This window comes from Clostridium mobile (assembly GCF_018918285.1).
Lineage (GTDB): Bacteria > Bacillota > Clostridia > Clostridiales > Clostridiaceae > Clostridium_AW > Clostridium_AW mobile.
Window position 1 is genome coordinate 822,015 of sequence record NZ_JAHLQF010000001.1, and the last position, 16,842, is coordinate 838,856.

Consider the following 16,842-nt stretch of genomic DNA (forward strand, 5'->3'; position numbering starts at 1 on the left):
TAATTATGACTATTACTAAGAAATAGATATTAGAAGCTTTCTTAACATTGTGTCGAGAAATTGAGTAGTAAAATAAAAATCACCCCACTAAGTAGATTTTACGACAATCTTTTTAACTGTATCTACTTAATAGGGTACTCTTCTAATACTTGTTATTATATGTTTCTTATATATATTAATATCTTAATAAATTATAGATTAGTTAGTTCATCATATTTTGAAATAACTTGATTTACTATTCCATAATCAACTGCTTCATTAGCACTTAACCAATAGTCTCTATCTGTATCTTTTTCTACTTTTTCTAAGGATTGGCCAGTGGCTTCACTGATTATGCTATTGATTCTCTTACGTACTCTCAATATCTCTTTTGCTTCAATACCAATATCTGTAGCTTGACCGTTGAATCCACCTAATGGTTGATGTATCATATATCTTGTGTTTGGTAAAGAGTAACGATATTGTTTTTCAGCTGCAAGATAAATTGTAATAGCAGCACTTGCAACCCAACCAGTACCAATTACAATAACACGTGGTTTAATAAACTTAATCATATCATGAATTGTATCACCAGCTTCCACATGACCACCTTGGCTGTTGATAAATAATTTTATTGGTTCATCTCCCATTTCTTGTAGAATTAAGAGTTGTGTAGTTACTTTTTCTGCTAAAACTTGATTGATCTCTCCAGAAATTATGATTGATCTAGATTTCAATAATTTTTCTACCACTAAACTTGAATTTTCCTTCTCTTGCTTTTGCTCTTGATTGCTCATGATATCATCCTCCTATCAATTCATATATTTAAATCTAATGATAACAATATAATTATTATCAACTATTTTTAATTTAACTAATTATAACACAACAAACCAAAAATTGTTAATAGCCAAATAAAAATACCAACTTAATTATTTATCTTCATCTAACATTATTGTGGATTTCAGCTAAGTTCTATACCTAATCTTCTTCAAAATAAAAGAGCTCCTCAAATTTTTTATCCAAAGCAATACACAGAATTAAAGCAAGCTTTGCAGAAGGATTGAACTGGCCAGTTTCAATGGCGCTGATAGTTTGTCGGGATACCCCAATGAGTTCCGCCAACTGAGTCTGATTCATGGATTTTTCCGCTCGAGCCACTTTCAGTCTATTTTTTAATACTAACTCATCATTCATAAAAAAATTCCTCTAATTAAGGGGTCTACAAAATAAATTAATCCTGCAATGATCATGAAAATGGAAGCAATCCTAAAGATTTTTCCTTTTTTATTAGTCTTGAAGAAATAATCAATTCCCATATATACAAATAAAATTCCCATTAGCGAATCTTTTGCTTCTCCGGTACACCAATTATATATAATAAGTACAATTAGTAGTAACATACTGCAGACACCTGCTAGCCTCGATGCTTCACTGTCAAGTGACCTCTCCCTTTCATCTTTCCAAAGATTTTCTTTTTTTGCTTTTTCCAATAACTTATCTCGATTCAATATAATCACTCCTTTGTTGTCTTTATTGTAAAGTATGCTTATTGCAATGTCAAGTATTATAGTCATTATTCCTATAAAACATTCCATCTTAATATCAACAAATCAAAAAGCTAAGTATGTAGTGAAATAGCCATTTTTAATGGAGCAACTTCACTATATGCTTAGCTCTCTATTTCGTACAATAAATTAAATTTCTGCTATATACCTAATAAAATAAACCCTGAAATAAATTCAGGATTATTTTTTAGCAATATCTCTTAAGAAATATTTCAATAATTAACATTTAATTTTGATTATAATTATTTATTTCTTATCTCAATATCTCCTTGTTTTTTAATTGATATATCTACTTTTGCAGTAGCATCATTTCCAACAGCTACTATTCTTGTTACACCTTTTTCTATATCTATTGTGATTTCATTCTCTATACTATCCTCACCTGAGGTATGCTCAAAAATTTTTACAAGCTTTTTATCAGGAGTGCATAAAAGTAGTTTATACTTTCCTTCTTTGCTAAATTCAAAATTATAATCTAAAGTTATTTTTCCAGCTGATTTTGCATCTAAAACCCAATAATTGATTGCTCCATAATATCCATCAATTTTTACACTAATAGTATCTTCATTGTGTTCATTCAGCGCATATTCTGAATAATAAGCTCCTCCACTATTATCAATTATTCTTTTTTCATCGTAATATATACTTTTAAGCTCTTCACTTACTTCTTCAGTGTTTTTATCTGTACTTTGTTTTTCAGTGATTACTTCATTATCATTTGATGACACAGACTTAGAGCCATTATCTTTTATTTCTTTATTTCCGCAACCTATTAAACTAAACATTAATACTATGGCTGTAGGTATAATTAAATATTTTTTCTTCAATGTTACCCCTCCTTCCTGGTTAATTATAGCAATGTACAGGTCATTTTGTAAAGGTTTGGAAGGAGCGGTTAATTATAATTTTTACTGTCTTATTTAGTAACATATATATTAATTGTGAATATATTACTACTATAAAACACCTTAAAATTCACCTTAAATAAGCAGTAAGTTCGAGAAAGCATGCTAATACAAATTAAAAGTATTAGTATGCTTTTTAAATTGTCTTTTTATAATTTTATTTATTTTGTTTTCTCATTGCATTTTAAAATCAATATCTATGATACTTGCTAAATACTCTTTTTCTGTATCATTACATTCAGTAATCCACACCATATGTTCATGAGATATAGTTCCAAACCATACATCATCATTTTCATTTATAAAACTTAAATCTTCCGGAAGTTTAGGAAGTCTCCAATCAAATAAACCAGTAACCCTATTCCTTATTATCAAATTTGTCTCATCATTGCATTGAAAAACATATACTTCTCCTCTTGTATACTCTGTATGAGAAAAGCTGCTCGATGGTATTCTTTCAATAAGGTGCTTCTTCATTTCATTAAATAAACTTAATACACTATTATCCACTCTCAAACCATCCGGTATATGAAAAAGAAATCTTTTACTTTTTTTAAAAGCAAAATCTATAAGTAATTGATAGCATTCATATATTGGTTCACTTATTATATTTATACACATGTACAATCACCTCATAAATAACTTCTAATTATAGTTTTGTTATATACCCATATATTAACAAAGTATATAGATTATTGTAAGCACTTGGAAGTAAGGATTATGATATTAGCATTGTTGGCAAAATAAAAAACACCCTGCTAAGAGTGCTTTTACTAATCTGTTAGAGTTTTATAACTTCATCAGTGTTTTTATATTTGTCTATCATTTTTTTCAACTTCTCATCAATATTTTCTTCTTTGTTTATTATTTCATTCAAACTCATTGCAAAAGTTTTTAGTCTCTGGTGATATTTCTTATCAGTAAATACCATATAATCGGGCATTCCCTTAATGTTTAAATAATGAATTATAAGATAACCACTTCGTTTTCCTTCTACCATTTCAGTAGCTAATCCCTCTCTTATTTATCTAAATCATCATATGAATCATTAATGCATCTATACATTTGTAGGACATCATATACAAACTTTGATACCTCTATTGGCGTCCCTTCATTATTTTAAGAAGTAATCCTTCACCATTCGCTCCATTTATTATTACAATTATTGATAAATACTATATATAGTATTTATCATTCACATTATGCACAATATCTTGCAGATAAGTATTCTGTGCATTAAAAAAAGAGCTCATAACATGGCTCTTTTAAAATATTTATAACAAATTTTACTTTATACTATTTTTCAGTTAGATTAATTACAGTTTTTGATTCATTATAAGTATCAGTCAATTGTTGTGCAGGTGAATTGTAAGGTTTAGCCCAACCTCGATTTACAGATAGTTCTGTAAGAGCGGTATGTCCTCCAACTATTTGATTTAAGCTAGCAGAATATATAGCTCTCAATTCTGGAGTACTGCTTGTTAATGTAGCATTAAGATATGCATCAGCTGCAACTTTTCCAGAAGCAAGCATATCTGTAGAAATAACCTCATCATTAATATCAACGTTATTTCTAATTAGATTTCCAATTAAATTTCCCATTCTATTATACCTCCTCTGGAACTGATATTTGATTTTCATTAATAAATTGTTGTAATCCTTTTATTCTACCCTCTGCTGCTAGTGCGCTAGATTCACCTTGTCTTTTCAAGTTTTCATCTGTTATTAGTGCATTTACTGCTTTTTGTACAATTAATCCATCTTGTTCCATCTTCAATAGTGATGCTAAAGATAACATTTCTACTTCTGAAAGTTTTCTCATATTCTTACCTCCACTAAATATAATTTATATGTATATGGTTGTATTATGTGATTTTTGGCAAGTTAATAATCATGTGAAATTTATCCAGTTAAATGAATATTATTTCTGCATGATAGTTCCACCTCTACCTCTGTAACAACTATCATGTTGACATAGTTAATCCCTTACCAAAACTATCTCCATAATCATAATTTTTTCTTTTGTATAATTCGTTTAATTCTGTACATATCTCCATGTATTTAGATGCTTTATCCATAGCTTTTTCTCCTTAAGATTTGTGTGTAATAATTCTCTTTTTATTATTCCTAATTAATTTATATTTATTTTAAAATTTTATTTGTTGTGCTCTTTATTAAGTATTCTTAACTATCTCACGCTTTATAGTTAGAAGTGCAAAATGATCACTAATAGACTGACAAAATCAAGTGATTCTTAGCTTCAAATGGAGTTTACTTAAAAGGAATACTTACTCCAATTGAAGTTTAGAAGAACTTATCCAGGGACGTAGCATCCGTTATGCACAGCATAAGAACTCTAAGTCGCTGAAGCTCAAGAGTTCTAATATCTCCCACTTGTAGAAAAGCAGAGAACTAAAATCTTTGATTTTATGTGAATCGCTTTCACAGAGTGCGATGGGAGTATTACGGATGGTAGTCATCGGATAAAAAATGTCCACCATTCAACTAGTACAAGTTTATCTTTGACATAAATTTCATATTTAGACTTTGTCATGAGCCACCTCTTTTTATATATTAAGAAAGAGCCCTTACTTAGGCTCTTTAAATTAATAACAATCGTCTATATTTTCATCATTGTTTAGAGTACAAAATTGCTTCTTCCCTTCAAATAGCATAGAATCTTTATATACTCTAATTGTTTCTATTTCGTGTCATTTAATTAATAGACCTACAGTAGTTGTCTCCTTTATGGCCTTTTCTTTAGGAATACTATCTCCCGCCTTATCACATACAATAACAATATCTGCTGATTCTTTAACCCAAATTCCAATTTCATCTACTGCTATTAGTTCACAAATTATATAATCATATGGATCAAAGTAACTTGTAAATAATTTTGTCCATTTATCTTTTGTTTTTACTGCTACATCTATAGTTTGACCTATAAACCTATCTAAATACACATTTCCCACCTCCAATAACCAATATATTTCCCCCATGGAGGTTTTATTCTTTTTATTTTATATTTAAATAATTTTATAATATATAAGATTATTTCTGCCTAGTAGCTCCACCCCTACCCCTGTAGTAACTATATTGCTGTTATTTCACTCGTTGCTTTTATCTCCTTTTTCGCCTTCCAATTCTATTAATGTCATTATAGAATAATTGGCTAAATCCATTAATGTATCTTCTATGCTCTCATCAACTTTATTTTCTGCTTTGATTAACGTTTTAAGTCTACTCAATTTATCTTCCAGTCTTATTACAGGCATTACCATTCCATATTCTTTAAATCCCTTGCCAAAACTATCTCCATAATCATGATTTTTTCTTTTGTATAATTCGTTTAATTCTGTACATATCTCCATGTGTTTAGATGATTTATCCATAGCTTTCTCTCCTTAACATTTGTGTGTAATAATCCTCTTTTTATTATTCCTAATTAATTTATATTTATTTTTAAATTTTATTTATTGCGCTCTTTATCAAGTATTTTTAATTATCTCACGCTTTATAGTTAGGAGTGCAATGTATTTTATTATTAGGCAGCGCAGCTAGTAGTATAATGCATTGCACATTTTAGTAACATATATATTAATTGTGAATATATTATTATAAGTACACCTCCTTATTTAAACAAGGAGTTTAAGAAAGCATGCTAATACAATTTAAAAAGTATTGGTATGCTTTTTAAATTATAATCCATACTTTACCTCGAATATATTTACTTCATTTGAGTTAAGCTAGAGTCATAAATACCTAAATTATTTATGACATATTTAAACTCCTAGAATTAATAAATTATAAATCCTGTACCTCCACAAGCTTTTATTTCTTTATTTACAACATTTATAACAATTTTCAAATTCGCCTTTTGAAAGCAAACCGGTTTAAAAACATACCAGTATGAGTTAAAAGTATTGGTATGTTTTTTAATTGTCCTCGTATAATATAAAAAAAGTGAATTAACCCAACCTAAATCTTAACTTTAGCTTAGCATGTTTAATATCTACAATACTAACCATTCTTTATAATCTTTTTTTATTTTGATATCTAAATATTTATTATATCTCCAATAAAATTGTTATAAAATTAAAATTCAATCATGAATATAATATGATATTTTTATAAAATACAACATACAATTTAATTATGCGATAAATATATTTTAGGAGGTCCATTTTGGATATTTATAAAGATGATTTATTAAAAGATGACTTATCATTTGAAAATACTTTTTGGCTACAGATTTTAGGAGATCATGCACGCTTTATAATTAATGCACTCCCTTCTACAGAACCAAATTTAATAAAAAAAGCAAATTATTTTAAATGTTTATTTGACGAACTTTTAGATAAATCTAGAAAAAACTTACCACCTAAAGATTTAATGGAATTAACTAAAGCGGCATATAACGCGGCTGAAGAAATGAGGAATTTTAAACTATATATAATTTCACAACAGATATGTGGAAAAATTAGTTTTAATTTACCTCCAACCTTTGTTAATCATATGGTTAATGAGCTTGATGAATACTTAAATGTACTTAATTGTCTTATGAATAAGGAAAAGTCCTTATTTAATCCTATACATTATCACCTTTTATGGCTACCTGATGGATCAGGTCATGCTAGTTCAATTTCTTCATCTCTGGATATGACTGAAAAAGATTTAATTAAATTAAGCGATAAATTTTCTAAAACTTTTGATAATCTATACTTAAAAGCCATAGAATTTAAAGGATATATGAGAACAGGACTATGTGAATTTCCTGCATTAGATAGGCTCAATGAATCTGCAGATTGTGAAATGAATACATTTAAAGAGTTTTTACAAATTTTAAAATTGAACATATCAGAAAAGAAAGTACTAGGAACTTTAGATCCTCTTGTACCTGATCATATGTATAGAGAAGAGTGCTATTACCAAACTAAGCTATCTCAAACTTCTAAAGTAAAGCGTCCAGATTGTGATCCAACCAAATCAAGAATCAAAGAATAATATTTTAAAATCAAGCGTAAATAGTAGATTAAAATACTGTTTACGCTTGATTTATATTTTCTAAGCTTTTAAATACAAGTTTGATTAAATTATAGCCCATATTTTACCTCGGATATATTTACTTATTTGAGTCAAACTAAGGTTATAAATACTTAATTTTTATAAAACTAGACTCCTTATGTTTTTATAGTATTAATTTTACTCTTAAGCTTTTATTGTTTTATTTAATAATATTATTCAATATGTATACCTTAATACAGCGGAATCTTTAATTATTAACCTTCTAAAGAAATATAACATTTTAAAACTATGCTAATACTCTCAATGTGTATTAGCATAGTTTTTTAATTATTTTCTTGGATTTGAAAAAGATGGTTCTGTTGGATTAGGTGCTTCGAAGAAATTACCCGGTGTTGATAAATCAAAATATAGCTTTGAATCTTCTGTTACTCCAAAATCTTTATTAGATGCGGTATCTTTAACTTTATTTAATGCTTCTCTAAATAAAGCATTATGAGCTTCTTCTCTATTTAATAAAAAGTCAATTGTCTCACGTACATATTTATCATTTATTTGACGATATAAATATTCATATACAACTTTAGCCCTTTGTTCAGAAGCTATATTTGAAAGCAAATCTGCTACTATGTCTCCTGTGACAGTTACATAATCTGCTGTCCATGGAGCTCCAGAAGAATTAATCAATACCGGTGCCAATCCTGACAATACATGGGTTTCAATTTCTCCAGTTCCTACTGTTTCATAATTTACATCATGACCATTTAATAAATTAATAGTTTGAGCTACCATCTCCATATGACTAAGCTCTTCGGCTCCAATATCTAAAAACAAATCTTTTATTGCCTGATCTTTTATTCTAAAACTTTGAGATAAATATTGCAAAGCTGCTTTTAATTCCCCATTTCCTCCTCCTAATTGTTCTTGCATTAATACTGCGTATTGTGGATTAGGTCTCTCAACTCTTACTTCTTTTAATAATTGTTTTTCATGCTTAAACATTCACAACTCTCCTTGCTAAAATTTAATAATAATTATGGTTATTTTGAGTATATCTCTTTAATTTTATTCCTTAACGCAAAATATAAAATATAAGCTTTTTCATTTCGTCTTTTACGAATATATTATTTTCCTTTAGCAATAATACTATCATGGAGGTGATTAATTATGGAAAACCAAACAAAGCTAGCTCCTCATGAAACATTAGAACTTCATGAATTATTATCAAGTAGTGTACTTGGTGTAAAAAAGGCTAATGCAACTTTAAATATGGTAAATGACGAGGAATTAAAAAATTTTTTACAGACCTCATTAAATAGTAAAAAAAGTAGTATTCAAGAATTACAAGGATTCTTAAAGCAAAATTTATAATATTATAGGAGGTAATAATATGGGATTATTTGATATGCTAGATACTAATAATACAGATATGAATGTTATGGATGATAAAGATATAGCTTTAGATGCTTTAGCAGCTTCAAAGACAGATATATCTTTATTGAGTAAAGTTATACCTGAAACAACTAATCATCAGCTTAGACAAATGTTAACTAATCAGCTTAATTCTTGTATTAATGATCATTTTAAATTATCAGATATGGTAATAAGTAAAGGATGGTATCCTGCTTATGCTACTCCACAAGATCAGCTTAAAAATGATTTAAATAAAGTTGATGAAATTAATAGATAAGTTTAACATACTAAATAAAAACTAAATATTATGTTTTAAAAAATATTAAAAGTTCCCTTTGTTATAAAGTAAAATAAAAGGCCATGAGTAGGTAATTCTAACTTATGGCTTTTTTGATTAAATTAACCCATGGCTTTAAATTTAATTAGAAAAAGAATATCCAGCATTGGCGGCAAATTGCCTTTTGCCATACATTAATTTTGCAACTATATTATTTACACCCCTCGGGGGTTGTTATGAGAGAACAAGTGAGCGAGCTTGCTATTCTATGGCAGGTTTTATATCTTTAGTATCTATTAGATCATTTCTATGTAGCTGTCATAATACTGTTCTTGAAAATAGGTAAGTTTTTCAATTTCTTCTTTACTAAAAGTCACATTTTCTGCACAAACCACCCACTTTTCTTCGATATCATCATTTCTGTGTATAATTGCAATTAACTTTCCAATATATTCATGAACCGGTTTATCTACACCTATCACATATGCATCCTGTTCTTCTCCATCAGGTGCCATTATTCCTTTAACATATCCATAATTTATAGGATATATCATATCTGGATAGTCTGGGTGACCACTGCCCATAGGTCTATCAATAGTAACTTTAATTAATTCTTCTTTCATAATAACTATCATTCCTTTCGCTGTGCTCAAGTCACAAAATTTCATGAAAATGTATATTTTAATTCTACTGTCCCCCTAATCAAAACAATAATACAGATATACTACATACACGGTGAAGTGAGTTGAACAGCAAAACAAAGAAATTAACAATGAATTTAAAAATTCATTGTTAATTAAAAAAGAGATACAGTCTTTTTCAAGACTATCTCTCCTATTTTTAAACCTATGATTTTTCCGACATTATTCGAATAGTACCTGACACCTTTCCTAACCTCTCATTTCTAAAAGCTTAGTTTTCAATTCTTCCTCAATTCTATTCAACTGGATCTCTGCTTCCTTCCTCTTCTGATGACCTTCTGTTTGAATACGTATAACTTCATCAAGGGTCTTTATTAATGATTCATTGGTAATACGAAGTGTCTCAATGTCCACAATTCCTCGTTCTGATTCCTTTGCTGTTTCAATAGTTGCCATTTTAAGTGTTTCAGCATTTTTCCTTAATAGCTTATTCGTCATATCCGTTACTTCTCTTTGAGCTTTTGCAGCCTGACCTGAATGGGCAACTCCCAAGGCCAAAACCATCTGACTTTTCCATAGTGGAATTGTGTTTACAATGGTGGACTGAATTTTTTCAGCCATTATGGTATCATTGCCTTGAACCAAACGAATCTGTGGTGCCATTTGGATCGAAATGATTCTAGTTAATTCTAAATCATGAACTTTTTTCTCAAAGCGGTTGCAAATAGCAGTCAAATCATTAACTGCCTGGGCATCCTCCGGCAAACCACTGGCAGCAGACTTCTTTATCAGTGTAGGTAATTCTTCAGCCTGAACCTTAGCCAGTTTCTTTTTACCTGCCAGAATATACATAGAAAGTTCTTTATAATACGTCTTATTAAGTTCATACATTCTATCAAGCATTGCTATATCTTTCAGCAACTGTATCTGATTTTTTTCCAACGCCTCACAAATTTTATTTATATTAACTTCTGCTTTATCGTATTTTGCTTTCATTGCCGTAAGTTTATTCGATGATTTTTTGAAGAACCCTAAAAATCCTTTCTCTTCTTCATCTACATCAAAGCTTTTCAGTTCTGTTACAACACCAGAAAGCATATCACCAATTTCACCTAAATCTTTAGTTTTAACATTATTTAAGGCTGTCTCAGAAAAGTCTGCTATCTTCTTTTGAGCTCCTACGCCATATTGGAGAATCTGATTCGATTTATTTAAATCAATCTGATTTACAAAATCGTCCACCATCTTTTTCTCTTCAGGTGAAAAGATACTTTCATCAAATACTGGCTTTTGACTATGCATGTCATCCTTATTTAGTATGTCTTCGCATAGTACTTCTTGAGTTGATGCATCATCACTAAAAGGATCAAAAGTTAGTGTTGGTAATTCATTATTCATTTTTTGCCCTCCATAGTTTTATTTTTTAACTCTCATATTTTTCTCTGTTAACCCTTCCTGCGCAAACATAGTTTCTAATACAGATATATCCGTTGATATATCCATTGCTACATCCTCAAACAGACCATCTAATAAATTTTCAAACGCAAGGTTAATGGTATCCATTGTTTCCTCTATCTCTTTCTTTGCATTTGAAATATTCTCTCCTTGTACAGACTGATAATCTAATCTCCTATAAGCATCCACCAATTTTAATGTTGTTGGCAGGAAATATTCCGTAAATTTCTTTATCTCAGGAAACTTTTCTGGGTGAATTTCCACATAATCAAAGATTTTTCCTGTTACTTCTTCCAATCTATCTAATTTACGTGATATCTCCTCACCTGGAATTGCGATATTTGCATTTTTAATTTCCATGACGAATTGTCTTCCTTCATCAATGGCTTTTTTAATTTCTGGCTTCAGCCCATGATTTTTACTACTTTTTTCTCCCTGTGTAAAATCCTGCTGTGTCGTTTGATGCTTCTGCTTTTTCTGTTCCTCTAAATCCTTCATTTTCATATTTTCCTGCAACTTAAGATATAGTTCATAGCATTCGTTGTTTAACATAAAACAGGTATTTTTATCATCAATATGTCCTTCTGGAAACATACCAATAGCAATCATTTTTCGCAAATCTTTCACCGTAGATTTATTGCTCAATCCTGTTACGGAAGAAAAGTCCTTAATCAAACAGTAGTCACGGTTATGCATTTGTGCTATATACCTTTGAAATCTTTTTAATCTTTTACGAATCCTGTTTCCATTCATACATGAAATTATACTTACAGCAAAAAAAGGTATCAGCCCTATAGCAATGGTATGAAATATTTCCTTACCTCCAAGTAAATATCCTAATAGTGTTAATACAATTATTCCTATTCCAAATGCAGTACTTCCTATGATTCCAAATACAGTAAACAATGTTCCTGACACCTGTCCTACTGGAACTGTGAGCTTAGTTGGCTTTAAAGCTACTTTACCCTGTCTGTAAGAATTATTGTAATTACTCATGGTATTATAGTTACCTTTTTGTTGTTTTGGTTTTTCTTCCTCAAATGTCTGTGAATTTTTTTTATATCTATGCTGATAATCATTAGTTTTACCAGTCTGAGTATTCCAAGTTTGACTATTCCAGGTTTGACTGTTCCAAGTTTGACTGTTCCAATTATGATGATTCTCTCGCTTCCAATCAATTGAACTTCTAACCTCATCAAGTGCACCTTTAACAACATTCTCAATATCTCGATTTAATCTTTTAAAATCCCCATTGTTCAAAGCATCTTGAACTATATTTTTAATCTCATCACCTAAATTTAATTTACCCCACTTATTCATTTTCGCCTCCCAATGATTAACTTTAGAACATGTCTTTCTCCTATAACACCAAATCTATTTTCATCATTTTGTAAATCATATCATATCTTATTTTCTAAATCAACTATCACAAAAAGGGTATTTCTATTGTGTATAGCTATTTATTTTACTTTAAAACACACGAAAAAATCTTTTATTAGAATTGACGCATATATAGAGGTTTCACTATTAATGATATTAATATTAATTTTAATTTATGTAATAAAAAACACTCACTAATCAGTGAGTGCTTTACACAATTTATGCGACTAAATCTATAAGCCGAGTTCTGTATTTGACAGTCATCTATCTAGGCCTATTGTTACCAATAGGCTCAAGCGATACTACCCGGAAGCGGGACGGGCAATCCCTGTTTATGCTTCCCTATTCGATCTTGCTCCAAGTGGGGTTTACATAGCCGCAAAGTCGCCATTGCGCTGGTGAGCTCTTACCTCGCCTTTCCATCCTTACCATAGAATAACCTATGGCGGTATATCTCTGTTGCACTTTCCTTCAGGTCACCCTGACTGGGGGTTACCCAGCACCCTGCCCTATGGAGCTCGGACTTTCCTCTCCTGTGTTTCCACAGCAGCGACTGTCTGACTTACTCGCAGAAATTATCATATCATACTAAATAAAAAAATGCAAATAATTATCGAAAAAAATTGCTTGTAATTTCTGTAAACATACTTTATATGTACTTATATGGTGAAACACTTTTTTCTGATATATTTACCTTATTAGTATATCCATTAAAATTAATTTTATTTTGAAGCCAATTTCCTACTATTTTCATTGTTGGCCACTCGCTTTCAAAGTGTCCAATGTCTATTATGCAAACATCTTCTTCAGCTAGATCACTTGCATAATGATAAGTAGTATCCCCTGTGATTATACAGTCTGCTCCCATATCCTTTGCCTTATAAAGAAAATCATTTCCGCTACCATTTATTAATGCTAGCTTTTTTATAATCCTATCTTCTTTACCTGAATATTTCAATGTGGATATGCCTAAAGTTCCTTTAACCTTATTACACAATTCTTCTAATGTTAATGGAGTATTTAAATCTACTATTCTTCCTAGTCCTATCTTATTTTCCCCTACTCCATGTGGATTCTTATCCTCCATTATTGTCCACTGATCGTATCCTAATAGTTTAACAATTAAATCATTTAATCCATCTATAGTTGAGTCTAAGTTTGTATGACTTGAATATAAATTTATATCATTCTTTATCAACTCTATTATTTTTTTACCTTGCAATGTTCTTGTAGTTATATTTTTAGGTTTTATAAATAACAATGGATGGTGAGTGAGTATAAAATTGCATTCCTTTTCTTTAGCTTCCTCTATTACATCTAATGTACAATCAAGAGCTACTAATATTGACTTTACTTCATCCTCTGGATCTCCAACCATCAGTCCAACGTTATCAAAGTCTTCCTTATATTTCAAAGGAGCATAGTCTTCCATTATCTCCATTAATTCCTTAACCTTTAAAGACATGCTATCAACTCCTTTAACTTGCATATTTTCTTATTAATTTCATCTTTTTTTATTTTAGCACCTTCAGTATCTTCCTTTATATAGTCTAATACTTTATTATATTTATTAATCTTATTTAAGGTGAATTCTTTTATTAGTGGATGATTATTTTTAACAAGATAATAACTAACTTCATAAAAAATACTATCTACCTTTTCAATTTTATTATCATATGCAATTTTCATTATTTCATAGTATTTTTCTTCTTCAAAGCATAGCTCTTCTTCAATTATAGTATAACCTTTAGAATATATATATTCTCTTAACACTTCAGGATTTTGTACTGGTTGTACTATTACATAATCTAAGTTTTTAAATACCTCTATGCTCTCCTCTATTATATCTCTAATTAGATTACCACCCATGCCTGCTATAACAGCTACATTGGCTTCTCCAACCTTTATTGTGGTTAATCCTCCACCTATTCTACACTCTATTTTATCCTCTAATTCTTCCTTTTTTATGTTTTTCTTTGCCTTGTTACAGGGTCCTTTATTTATATCTGAGGCTATTGCCTTATCACATATTCCTTTTTTTATAAGGTATATAGGAATATAGCCATGGTCTGTTCCAATATCTGCACAACAGCAGCATTTATCTACCATATTGGCCATAGTCTTTAATCTCATGCTTATATCCATATTTTAAAACAACTCCATGCTAAAAAGTAAATAATATTTTACCTTGAATTACTAAAAATATTAATGCGGACAATAGGGAAATATACATAAGTCTATAGGATGACTTTCTGTCATATTTAGCATAAAAATAGCATGCATAATACATGCAAAATAACAATGCCATATTTAAAACACCGTAAGTCATTTGTTTAAATGCAAACTGTTTCCCTGTACCAATTTTTACTGGATTAAAATTAGCATCAAAGCTTAAGGGCATTTTTGCTGGTAATTTATCTAATAAATATAAAACAAAAGGGGTTAGTGTTAATATTAAAATTATTATAGTAGTACTTATTAAGGGAAGTAAAAATTTTTTATCCCTATGTAAATTTGTATTTTTTCTAATAGAATAATCCCAAGTTGTAGACTTTATGCCTTTATTCAAAAGACATTGTTCAAATCTGTCACAATCCTCAGGTGATATAGCATAAGCCATATCCTCTGTCTTAATATAAATAATATCCTTATTAGAAGTTACATACATTCTCGCTATGCCTATATCATCTATTATGGATTTTCCTAAAGCAAAATAAGACTTGCCGTATCCATATATCTTTATGCCCTTTATGTCCCCTTTAGTTCTTTGATATCCTAATATAGAATCTATTTTAATAATATCTTTTTTAAGTCCGAAAATACCTTTTATACATATTTTTTCATCATCTATTATACATGCTAAACTATTGTATAGCAGTATATAATGCAACTCATATATATTTATTATAATTAGAGTAACCTTAAGCAAGTTTGATAACTCATAAGAATCTACTAAATGTATTAGTATTGCAATAAATAAGTTGTATAAAAGAGTCTCTCCTATAATGTAGGGAAGTCCTTTACCTTTAATTTGTTTAAAGTTTTCCATAATATCACCTTTACATATATTCATATATGATTATTTTATTTATGGAATAAAGCACCGGGTGGTGCTTCTAATCTAAATAATCCTTTAATTTTTTACTTCTACTTGGATGTCTTAATTTTCTTAGAGCCTTAGCTTCTATTTGTCTTATTCTTTCTCTTGTTACGTTGAATTCTTTTCCAACTTCTTCAAGAGTTCTAGCTCTTCCATCATCCAAACCGAATCTTAATCTAAGGACTTTTTCTTCCCTTGGAGTTAAAGTATCTAATACATTTATAAGCTGCTCTTTTAGCATTGTAAAGGCTGCTGCTTCAGCTGGAGCCGGAGCATCATCATCTGGTATAAAGTCTCCTAAATGGCTATCCTCTTCTTCCCCTATAGGTGTTTCTAAAGATACAGGTTCTTGCGCTATCTTCATTATTTCTCTTACCTTATCAACTGGCATATCCATATGCTTTGCTACTTCTTCTGGTACTGGCTCTCTTCCAAGTTCTTGTAACAGCTGTCTTGACACTCTTATTAATTTATTTATAGTTTCTACCATATGTACTGGGATTCTTATAGTTCTTGCCTGATCTGCTATGGCTCTTGTTATAGCCTGCCTTATCCACCAAGTAGCATATGTACTAAACTTGTATCCTTTTCTATAATCGAATTTTTCTACAGCTTTTATTAATCCTAGGTTACCTTCTTGAATTAAGTCTAAGAAAAGCATTCCTCTACCTACATATCTTTTAGCAATACTTACTACTAATCTTAAGTTTGCTTCAGCTAATTTTTTCTTAGCTGCCTGATCTCCCTCTTCAATCTTTTTTGCTAACTCTATTTCTTCATCTGAGGATAAAAGAGGAACTTTACCTATTTCCTTTAGATACATTCTTACTGGGTCATCTATTGCTATACCTTCTGGTACGGATAAATCTAATTCCTCCTCTGGAACATCTGCATCCTGCATATCTCCTATAACATCTATTCCCATGGATTCTAGAACTTCGTACACCTTCTCTATCTGGTCTGGGCTTAAGTCTACTTCATCTAGTTCATCCATTATCTCTTTATATGTAAGAGTTCCACTTTTCTTACCTTTTTCAATTAGTTTTTTTACTAGTTGCATCTTTGCACCCTTATCTTTCATTAATAAATGCCTCCTTACGCT

The 16,842-nt window shown here is 29.9% G+C and carries 21 protein-coding genes and 1 other RNA gene; 3 read left to right on the forward strand and 19 right to left on the reverse strand.

The window, feature by feature from the left end; genetic code table 11:
- Positions 1-191: 191 nt before the first annotated feature.
- The 10 genes from KQI86_RS04015 to KQI86_RS04060 form a co-directional block, all read right to left on the reverse strand.
- A complete protein-coding gene (locus KQI86_RS04015; RefSeq protein ID WP_216437860.1) occupies positions 192-776 on the reverse strand; it encodes an ATP-dependent Clp protease proteolytic subunit in 585 nt (194 codons plus the stop codon).
- 184 nt (positions 777-960) lie between these two features.
- Positions 961-1,176, reverse strand: a complete 216-nt coding sequence (locus KQI86_RS04020; RefSeq protein ID WP_216437861.1) for a helix-turn-helix transcriptional regulator — start codon at positions 1,174-1,176, stop codon at positions 961-963.
- Complete coding sequence (locus tag KQI86_RS04025) at positions 1,173-1,577, reverse strand: DUF6442 family protein (RefSeq protein WP_246582639.1); 405 nt, start codon at positions 1,575-1,577, stop codon at positions 1,173-1,175. The genes KQI86_RS04020 and KQI86_RS04025 overlap by 4 nt, the downstream gene beginning before the upstream one ends.
- A gap of 212 nt (positions 1,578-1,789) precedes the next feature.
- The gene (locus KQI86_RS04030) at positions 1,790-2,374 is read right to left on the reverse strand and encodes a hypothetical protein (RefSeq protein ID WP_216437862.1); all 585 of its coding nucleotides are present in this window, start codon (positions 2,372-2,374) and stop codon (positions 1,790-1,792) included.
- A gap of 252 nt (positions 2,375-2,626) precedes the next feature.
- The gene (locus KQI86_RS04035; RefSeq protein WP_216437863.1) at positions 2,627-2,962 is read right to left on the reverse strand and encodes a hypothetical protein; all 336 of its coding nucleotides are present in this window, start codon (positions 2,960-2,962) and stop codon (positions 2,627-2,629) included.
- A 271-nt stretch (positions 2,963-3,233) separates the two neighbouring features.
- Positions 3,234-3,452: a hypothetical protein gene (locus KQI86_RS04040; protein WP_216437864.1), complete on the reverse strand. Its 219-nt coding sequence runs from the start codon at positions 3,450-3,452 to the stop codon at positions 3,234-3,236.
- Between the two features lie 296 nt (positions 3,453-3,748).
- On the reverse strand, positions 3,749-4,054 hold the full coding sequence (locus tag KQI86_RS04045) for a spore coat protein (RefSeq protein ID WP_216437865.1): 306 nt from the start codon (positions 4,052-4,054) through the stop codon (positions 3,749-3,751).
- Positions 4,055-4,058: 4 nt separating this feature from the next.
- Positions 4,059-4,274, reverse strand: coding sequence for a hypothetical protein (locus tag KQI86_RS04050; RefSeq protein ID WP_216437866.1), 216 nt, complete (start codon positions 4,272-4,274; stop codon positions 4,059-4,061).
- An 889-nt stretch (positions 4,275-5,163) separates the two neighbouring features.
- On the reverse strand, positions 5,164-5,415 hold the full coding sequence (locus tag KQI86_RS04055; RefSeq protein ID WP_216437867.1) for a hypothetical protein: 252 nt from the start codon (positions 5,413-5,415) through the stop codon (positions 5,164-5,166).
- 144 nt (positions 5,416-5,559) lie between these two features.
- Positions 5,560-5,844 carry a DUF1599 domain-containing protein gene (locus KQI86_RS04060; RefSeq protein WP_216437868.1) on the reverse strand — a complete coding sequence of 95 codons (285 nt, stop codon included), beginning with the start codon at positions 5,842-5,844 and terminating at the stop codon, positions 5,560-5,562.
- A 793-nt stretch (positions 5,845-6,637) separates the two neighbouring features.
- Between KQI86_RS04060 and KQI86_RS04065 the strand changes: the two genes are divergently transcribed.
- Positions 6,638-7,456, forward strand: coding sequence for a DUF2935 domain-containing protein (locus tag KQI86_RS04065; protein WP_246582640.1), 819 nt, complete (start codon positions 6,638-6,640; stop codon positions 7,454-7,456).
- 348 nt (positions 7,457-7,804) lie between these two features.
- Here KQI86_RS04065 and KQI86_RS04070 read toward each other — a convergent pair whose 3' ends face one another.
- Complete coding sequence (locus KQI86_RS04070; RefSeq protein ID WP_216437869.1) at positions 7,805-8,476, reverse strand: manganese catalase family protein; 672 nt, start codon at positions 8,474-8,476, stop codon at positions 7,805-7,807.
- A 165-nt stretch (positions 8,477-8,641) separates the two neighbouring features.
- Here KQI86_RS04070 and KQI86_RS04075 point away from each other — a divergent pair, with 165 nt between their 5' ends.
- On the forward strand, positions 8,642-8,845 hold the full coding sequence (locus KQI86_RS04075; protein ID WP_216437870.1) for a hypothetical protein: 204 nt from the start codon (positions 8,642-8,644) through the stop codon (positions 8,843-8,845).
- A 19-nt stretch (positions 8,846-8,864) separates the two neighbouring features.
- Entirely contained in the window at positions 8,865-9,164 is a 300-nt protein-coding gene (locus tag KQI86_RS04080) for a spore coat protein (RefSeq protein WP_246582641.1), read from the forward strand.
- A 296-nt stretch (positions 9,165-9,460) separates the two neighbouring features.
- Here the strand turns inward: KQI86_RS04080 and KQI86_RS04085 are convergent, their stop codons facing one another.
- The 8 genes from KQI86_RS04085 to rpoD all read right to left on the reverse strand — a co-directional run bounded on the left by KQI86_RS04085 (position 9,461) and on the right by rpoD (position 16,821).
- Positions 9,461-9,832 carry an inorganic diphosphatase gene (locus KQI86_RS04085; protein ID WP_246582642.1) on the reverse strand — a complete coding sequence of 124 codons (372 nt, stop codon included), beginning with the start codon at positions 9,830-9,832 and terminating at the stop codon, positions 9,461-9,463.
- Between the two features lie 222 nt (positions 9,833-10,054).
- Positions 10,055-11,203 (reverse strand): toxic anion resistance protein, encoded by a 1,149-nt coding sequence (locus KQI86_RS04090; RefSeq protein ID WP_216437871.1) that lies wholly within the window; start codon positions 11,201-11,203, stop codon positions 10,055-10,057.
- A gap of 18 nt (positions 11,204-11,221) precedes the next feature.
- Positions 11,222-12,580 (reverse strand): 5-bromo-4-chloroindolyl phosphate hydrolysis family protein, encoded by a 1,359-nt coding sequence (locus KQI86_RS04095; protein WP_216437872.1) that lies wholly within the window; start codon positions 12,578-12,580, stop codon positions 11,222-11,224.
- 280 nt (positions 12,581-12,860) lie between these two features.
- Positions 12,861-13,209, reverse strand: an RNA gene (rnpB, locus tag KQI86_RS04100) — RNase P RNA component class A.
- A gap of 80 nt (positions 13,210-13,289) precedes the next feature.
- A complete protein-coding gene (locus KQI86_RS04105) occupies positions 13,290-14,105 on the reverse strand; it encodes a Nif3-like dinuclear metal center hexameric protein (RefSeq protein WP_216438330.1) in 816 nt (271 codons plus the stop codon).
- On the reverse strand, positions 14,096-14,785 hold the full coding sequence (locus KQI86_RS04110) for a tRNA (adenine(22)-N(1))-methyltransferase (RefSeq protein ID WP_216437873.1): 690 nt from the start codon (positions 14,783-14,785) through the stop codon (positions 14,096-14,098). The genes KQI86_RS04105 and KQI86_RS04110 overlap by 10 nt, the downstream gene beginning before the upstream one ends.
- Positions 14,786-14,804: 19 nt before the next feature.
- Positions 14,805-15,689: a PH domain-containing protein gene (locus tag KQI86_RS04115; protein WP_216437874.1), complete on the reverse strand. Its 885-nt coding sequence runs from the start codon at positions 15,687-15,689 to the stop codon at positions 14,805-14,807.
- Positions 15,690-15,756: 67 nt separating this feature from the next.
- The gene (gene rpoD, locus KQI86_RS04120; RefSeq protein WP_216437875.1) at positions 15,757-16,821 is read right to left on the reverse strand and encodes an RNA polymerase sigma factor RpoD; all 1,065 of its coding nucleotides are present in this window, start codon (positions 16,819-16,821) and stop codon (positions 15,757-15,759) included.
- Between the last annotated feature and the right edge of the window lie 21 nt (positions 16,822-16,842).

Bases quoted from the DNA above. Each gene is read 5' to 3' on its own strand.
- KQI86_RS04015 (WP_216437860.1), bottom strand. From the start codon at position 776: ATGAGCAATCAAGAGCAAAAGCAAGAGAAGGAAAATTCAAGTTTAGTG.
- KQI86_RS04020 (WP_216437861.1), bottom strand. From the start codon at position 1,176: ATGAATGATGAGTTAGTATTAAAAAATAGACTGAAAGTGGCTCGAGCG.
- KQI86_RS04025 (WP_246582639.1), bottom strand. From the start codon at position 1,577: ATGGAATGTTTTATAGGAATAATGACTATAATACTTGACATTGCAATA.
- KQI86_RS04040 (WP_216437864.1), bottom strand. From the start codon at position 3,452: ATGGTAGAAGGAAAACGAAGTGGTTATCTTATAATTCATTATTTAAAC.
- KQI86_RS04045 (WP_216437865.1), bottom strand. From the start codon at position 4,054: ATGGGAAATTTAATTGGAAATCTAATTAGAAATAACGTTGATATTAAT.
- KQI86_RS04050 (WP_216437866.1), bottom strand. From the start codon at position 4,274: ATGAGAAAACTTTCAGAAGTAGAAATGTTATCTTTAGCATCACTATTG.
- KQI86_RS04060 (WP_216437868.1), bottom strand. From the start codon at position 5,844: ATGGATAAATCATCTAAACACATGGAGATATGTACAGAATTAAACGAA.
- KQI86_RS04070 (WP_216437869.1), bottom strand. From the start codon at position 8,476: ATGTTTAAGCATGAAAAACAATTATTAAAAGAAGTAAGAGTTGAGAGA.
- KQI86_RS04075 (WP_216437870.1), top strand. From the start codon at position 8,642: ATGGAAAACCAAACAAAGCTAGCTCCTCATGAAACATTAGAACTTCAT.
- KQI86_RS04080 (WP_246582641.1), top strand. From the start codon at position 8,865: ATGGGATTATTTGATATGCTAGATACTAATAATACAGATATGAATGTT.
- KQI86_RS04085 (WP_246582642.1), bottom strand. From the start codon at position 9,832: ATGAAATTTTGTGACTTGAGCACAGCGAAAGGAATGATAGTTATTATG.
- KQI86_RS04090 (WP_216437871.1), bottom strand. From the start codon at position 11,203: ATGAATAATGAATTACCAACACTAACTTTTGATCCTTTTAGTGATGAT.
- KQI86_RS04095 (WP_216437872.1), bottom strand. From the start codon at position 12,580: ATGAATAAGTGGGGTAAATTAAATTTAGGTGATGAGATTAAAAATATA.
- KQI86_RS04105 (WP_216438330.1), bottom strand. From the start codon at position 14,105: ATGTCTTTAAAGGTTAAGGAATTAATGGAGATAATGGAAGACTATGCT.
- KQI86_RS04110 (WP_216437873.1), bottom strand. From the start codon at position 14,785: ATGGATATAAGCATGAGATTAAAGACTATGGCCAATATGGTAGATAAA.
- KQI86_RS04115 (WP_216437874.1), bottom strand. From the start codon at position 15,689: ATGGAAAACTTTAAACAAATTAAAGGTAAAGGACTTCCCTACATTATA.
- rpoD (WP_216437875.1), bottom strand. From the start codon at position 16,821: ATGAAAGATAAGGGTGCAAAGATGCAACTAGTAAAAAAACTAATTGAA.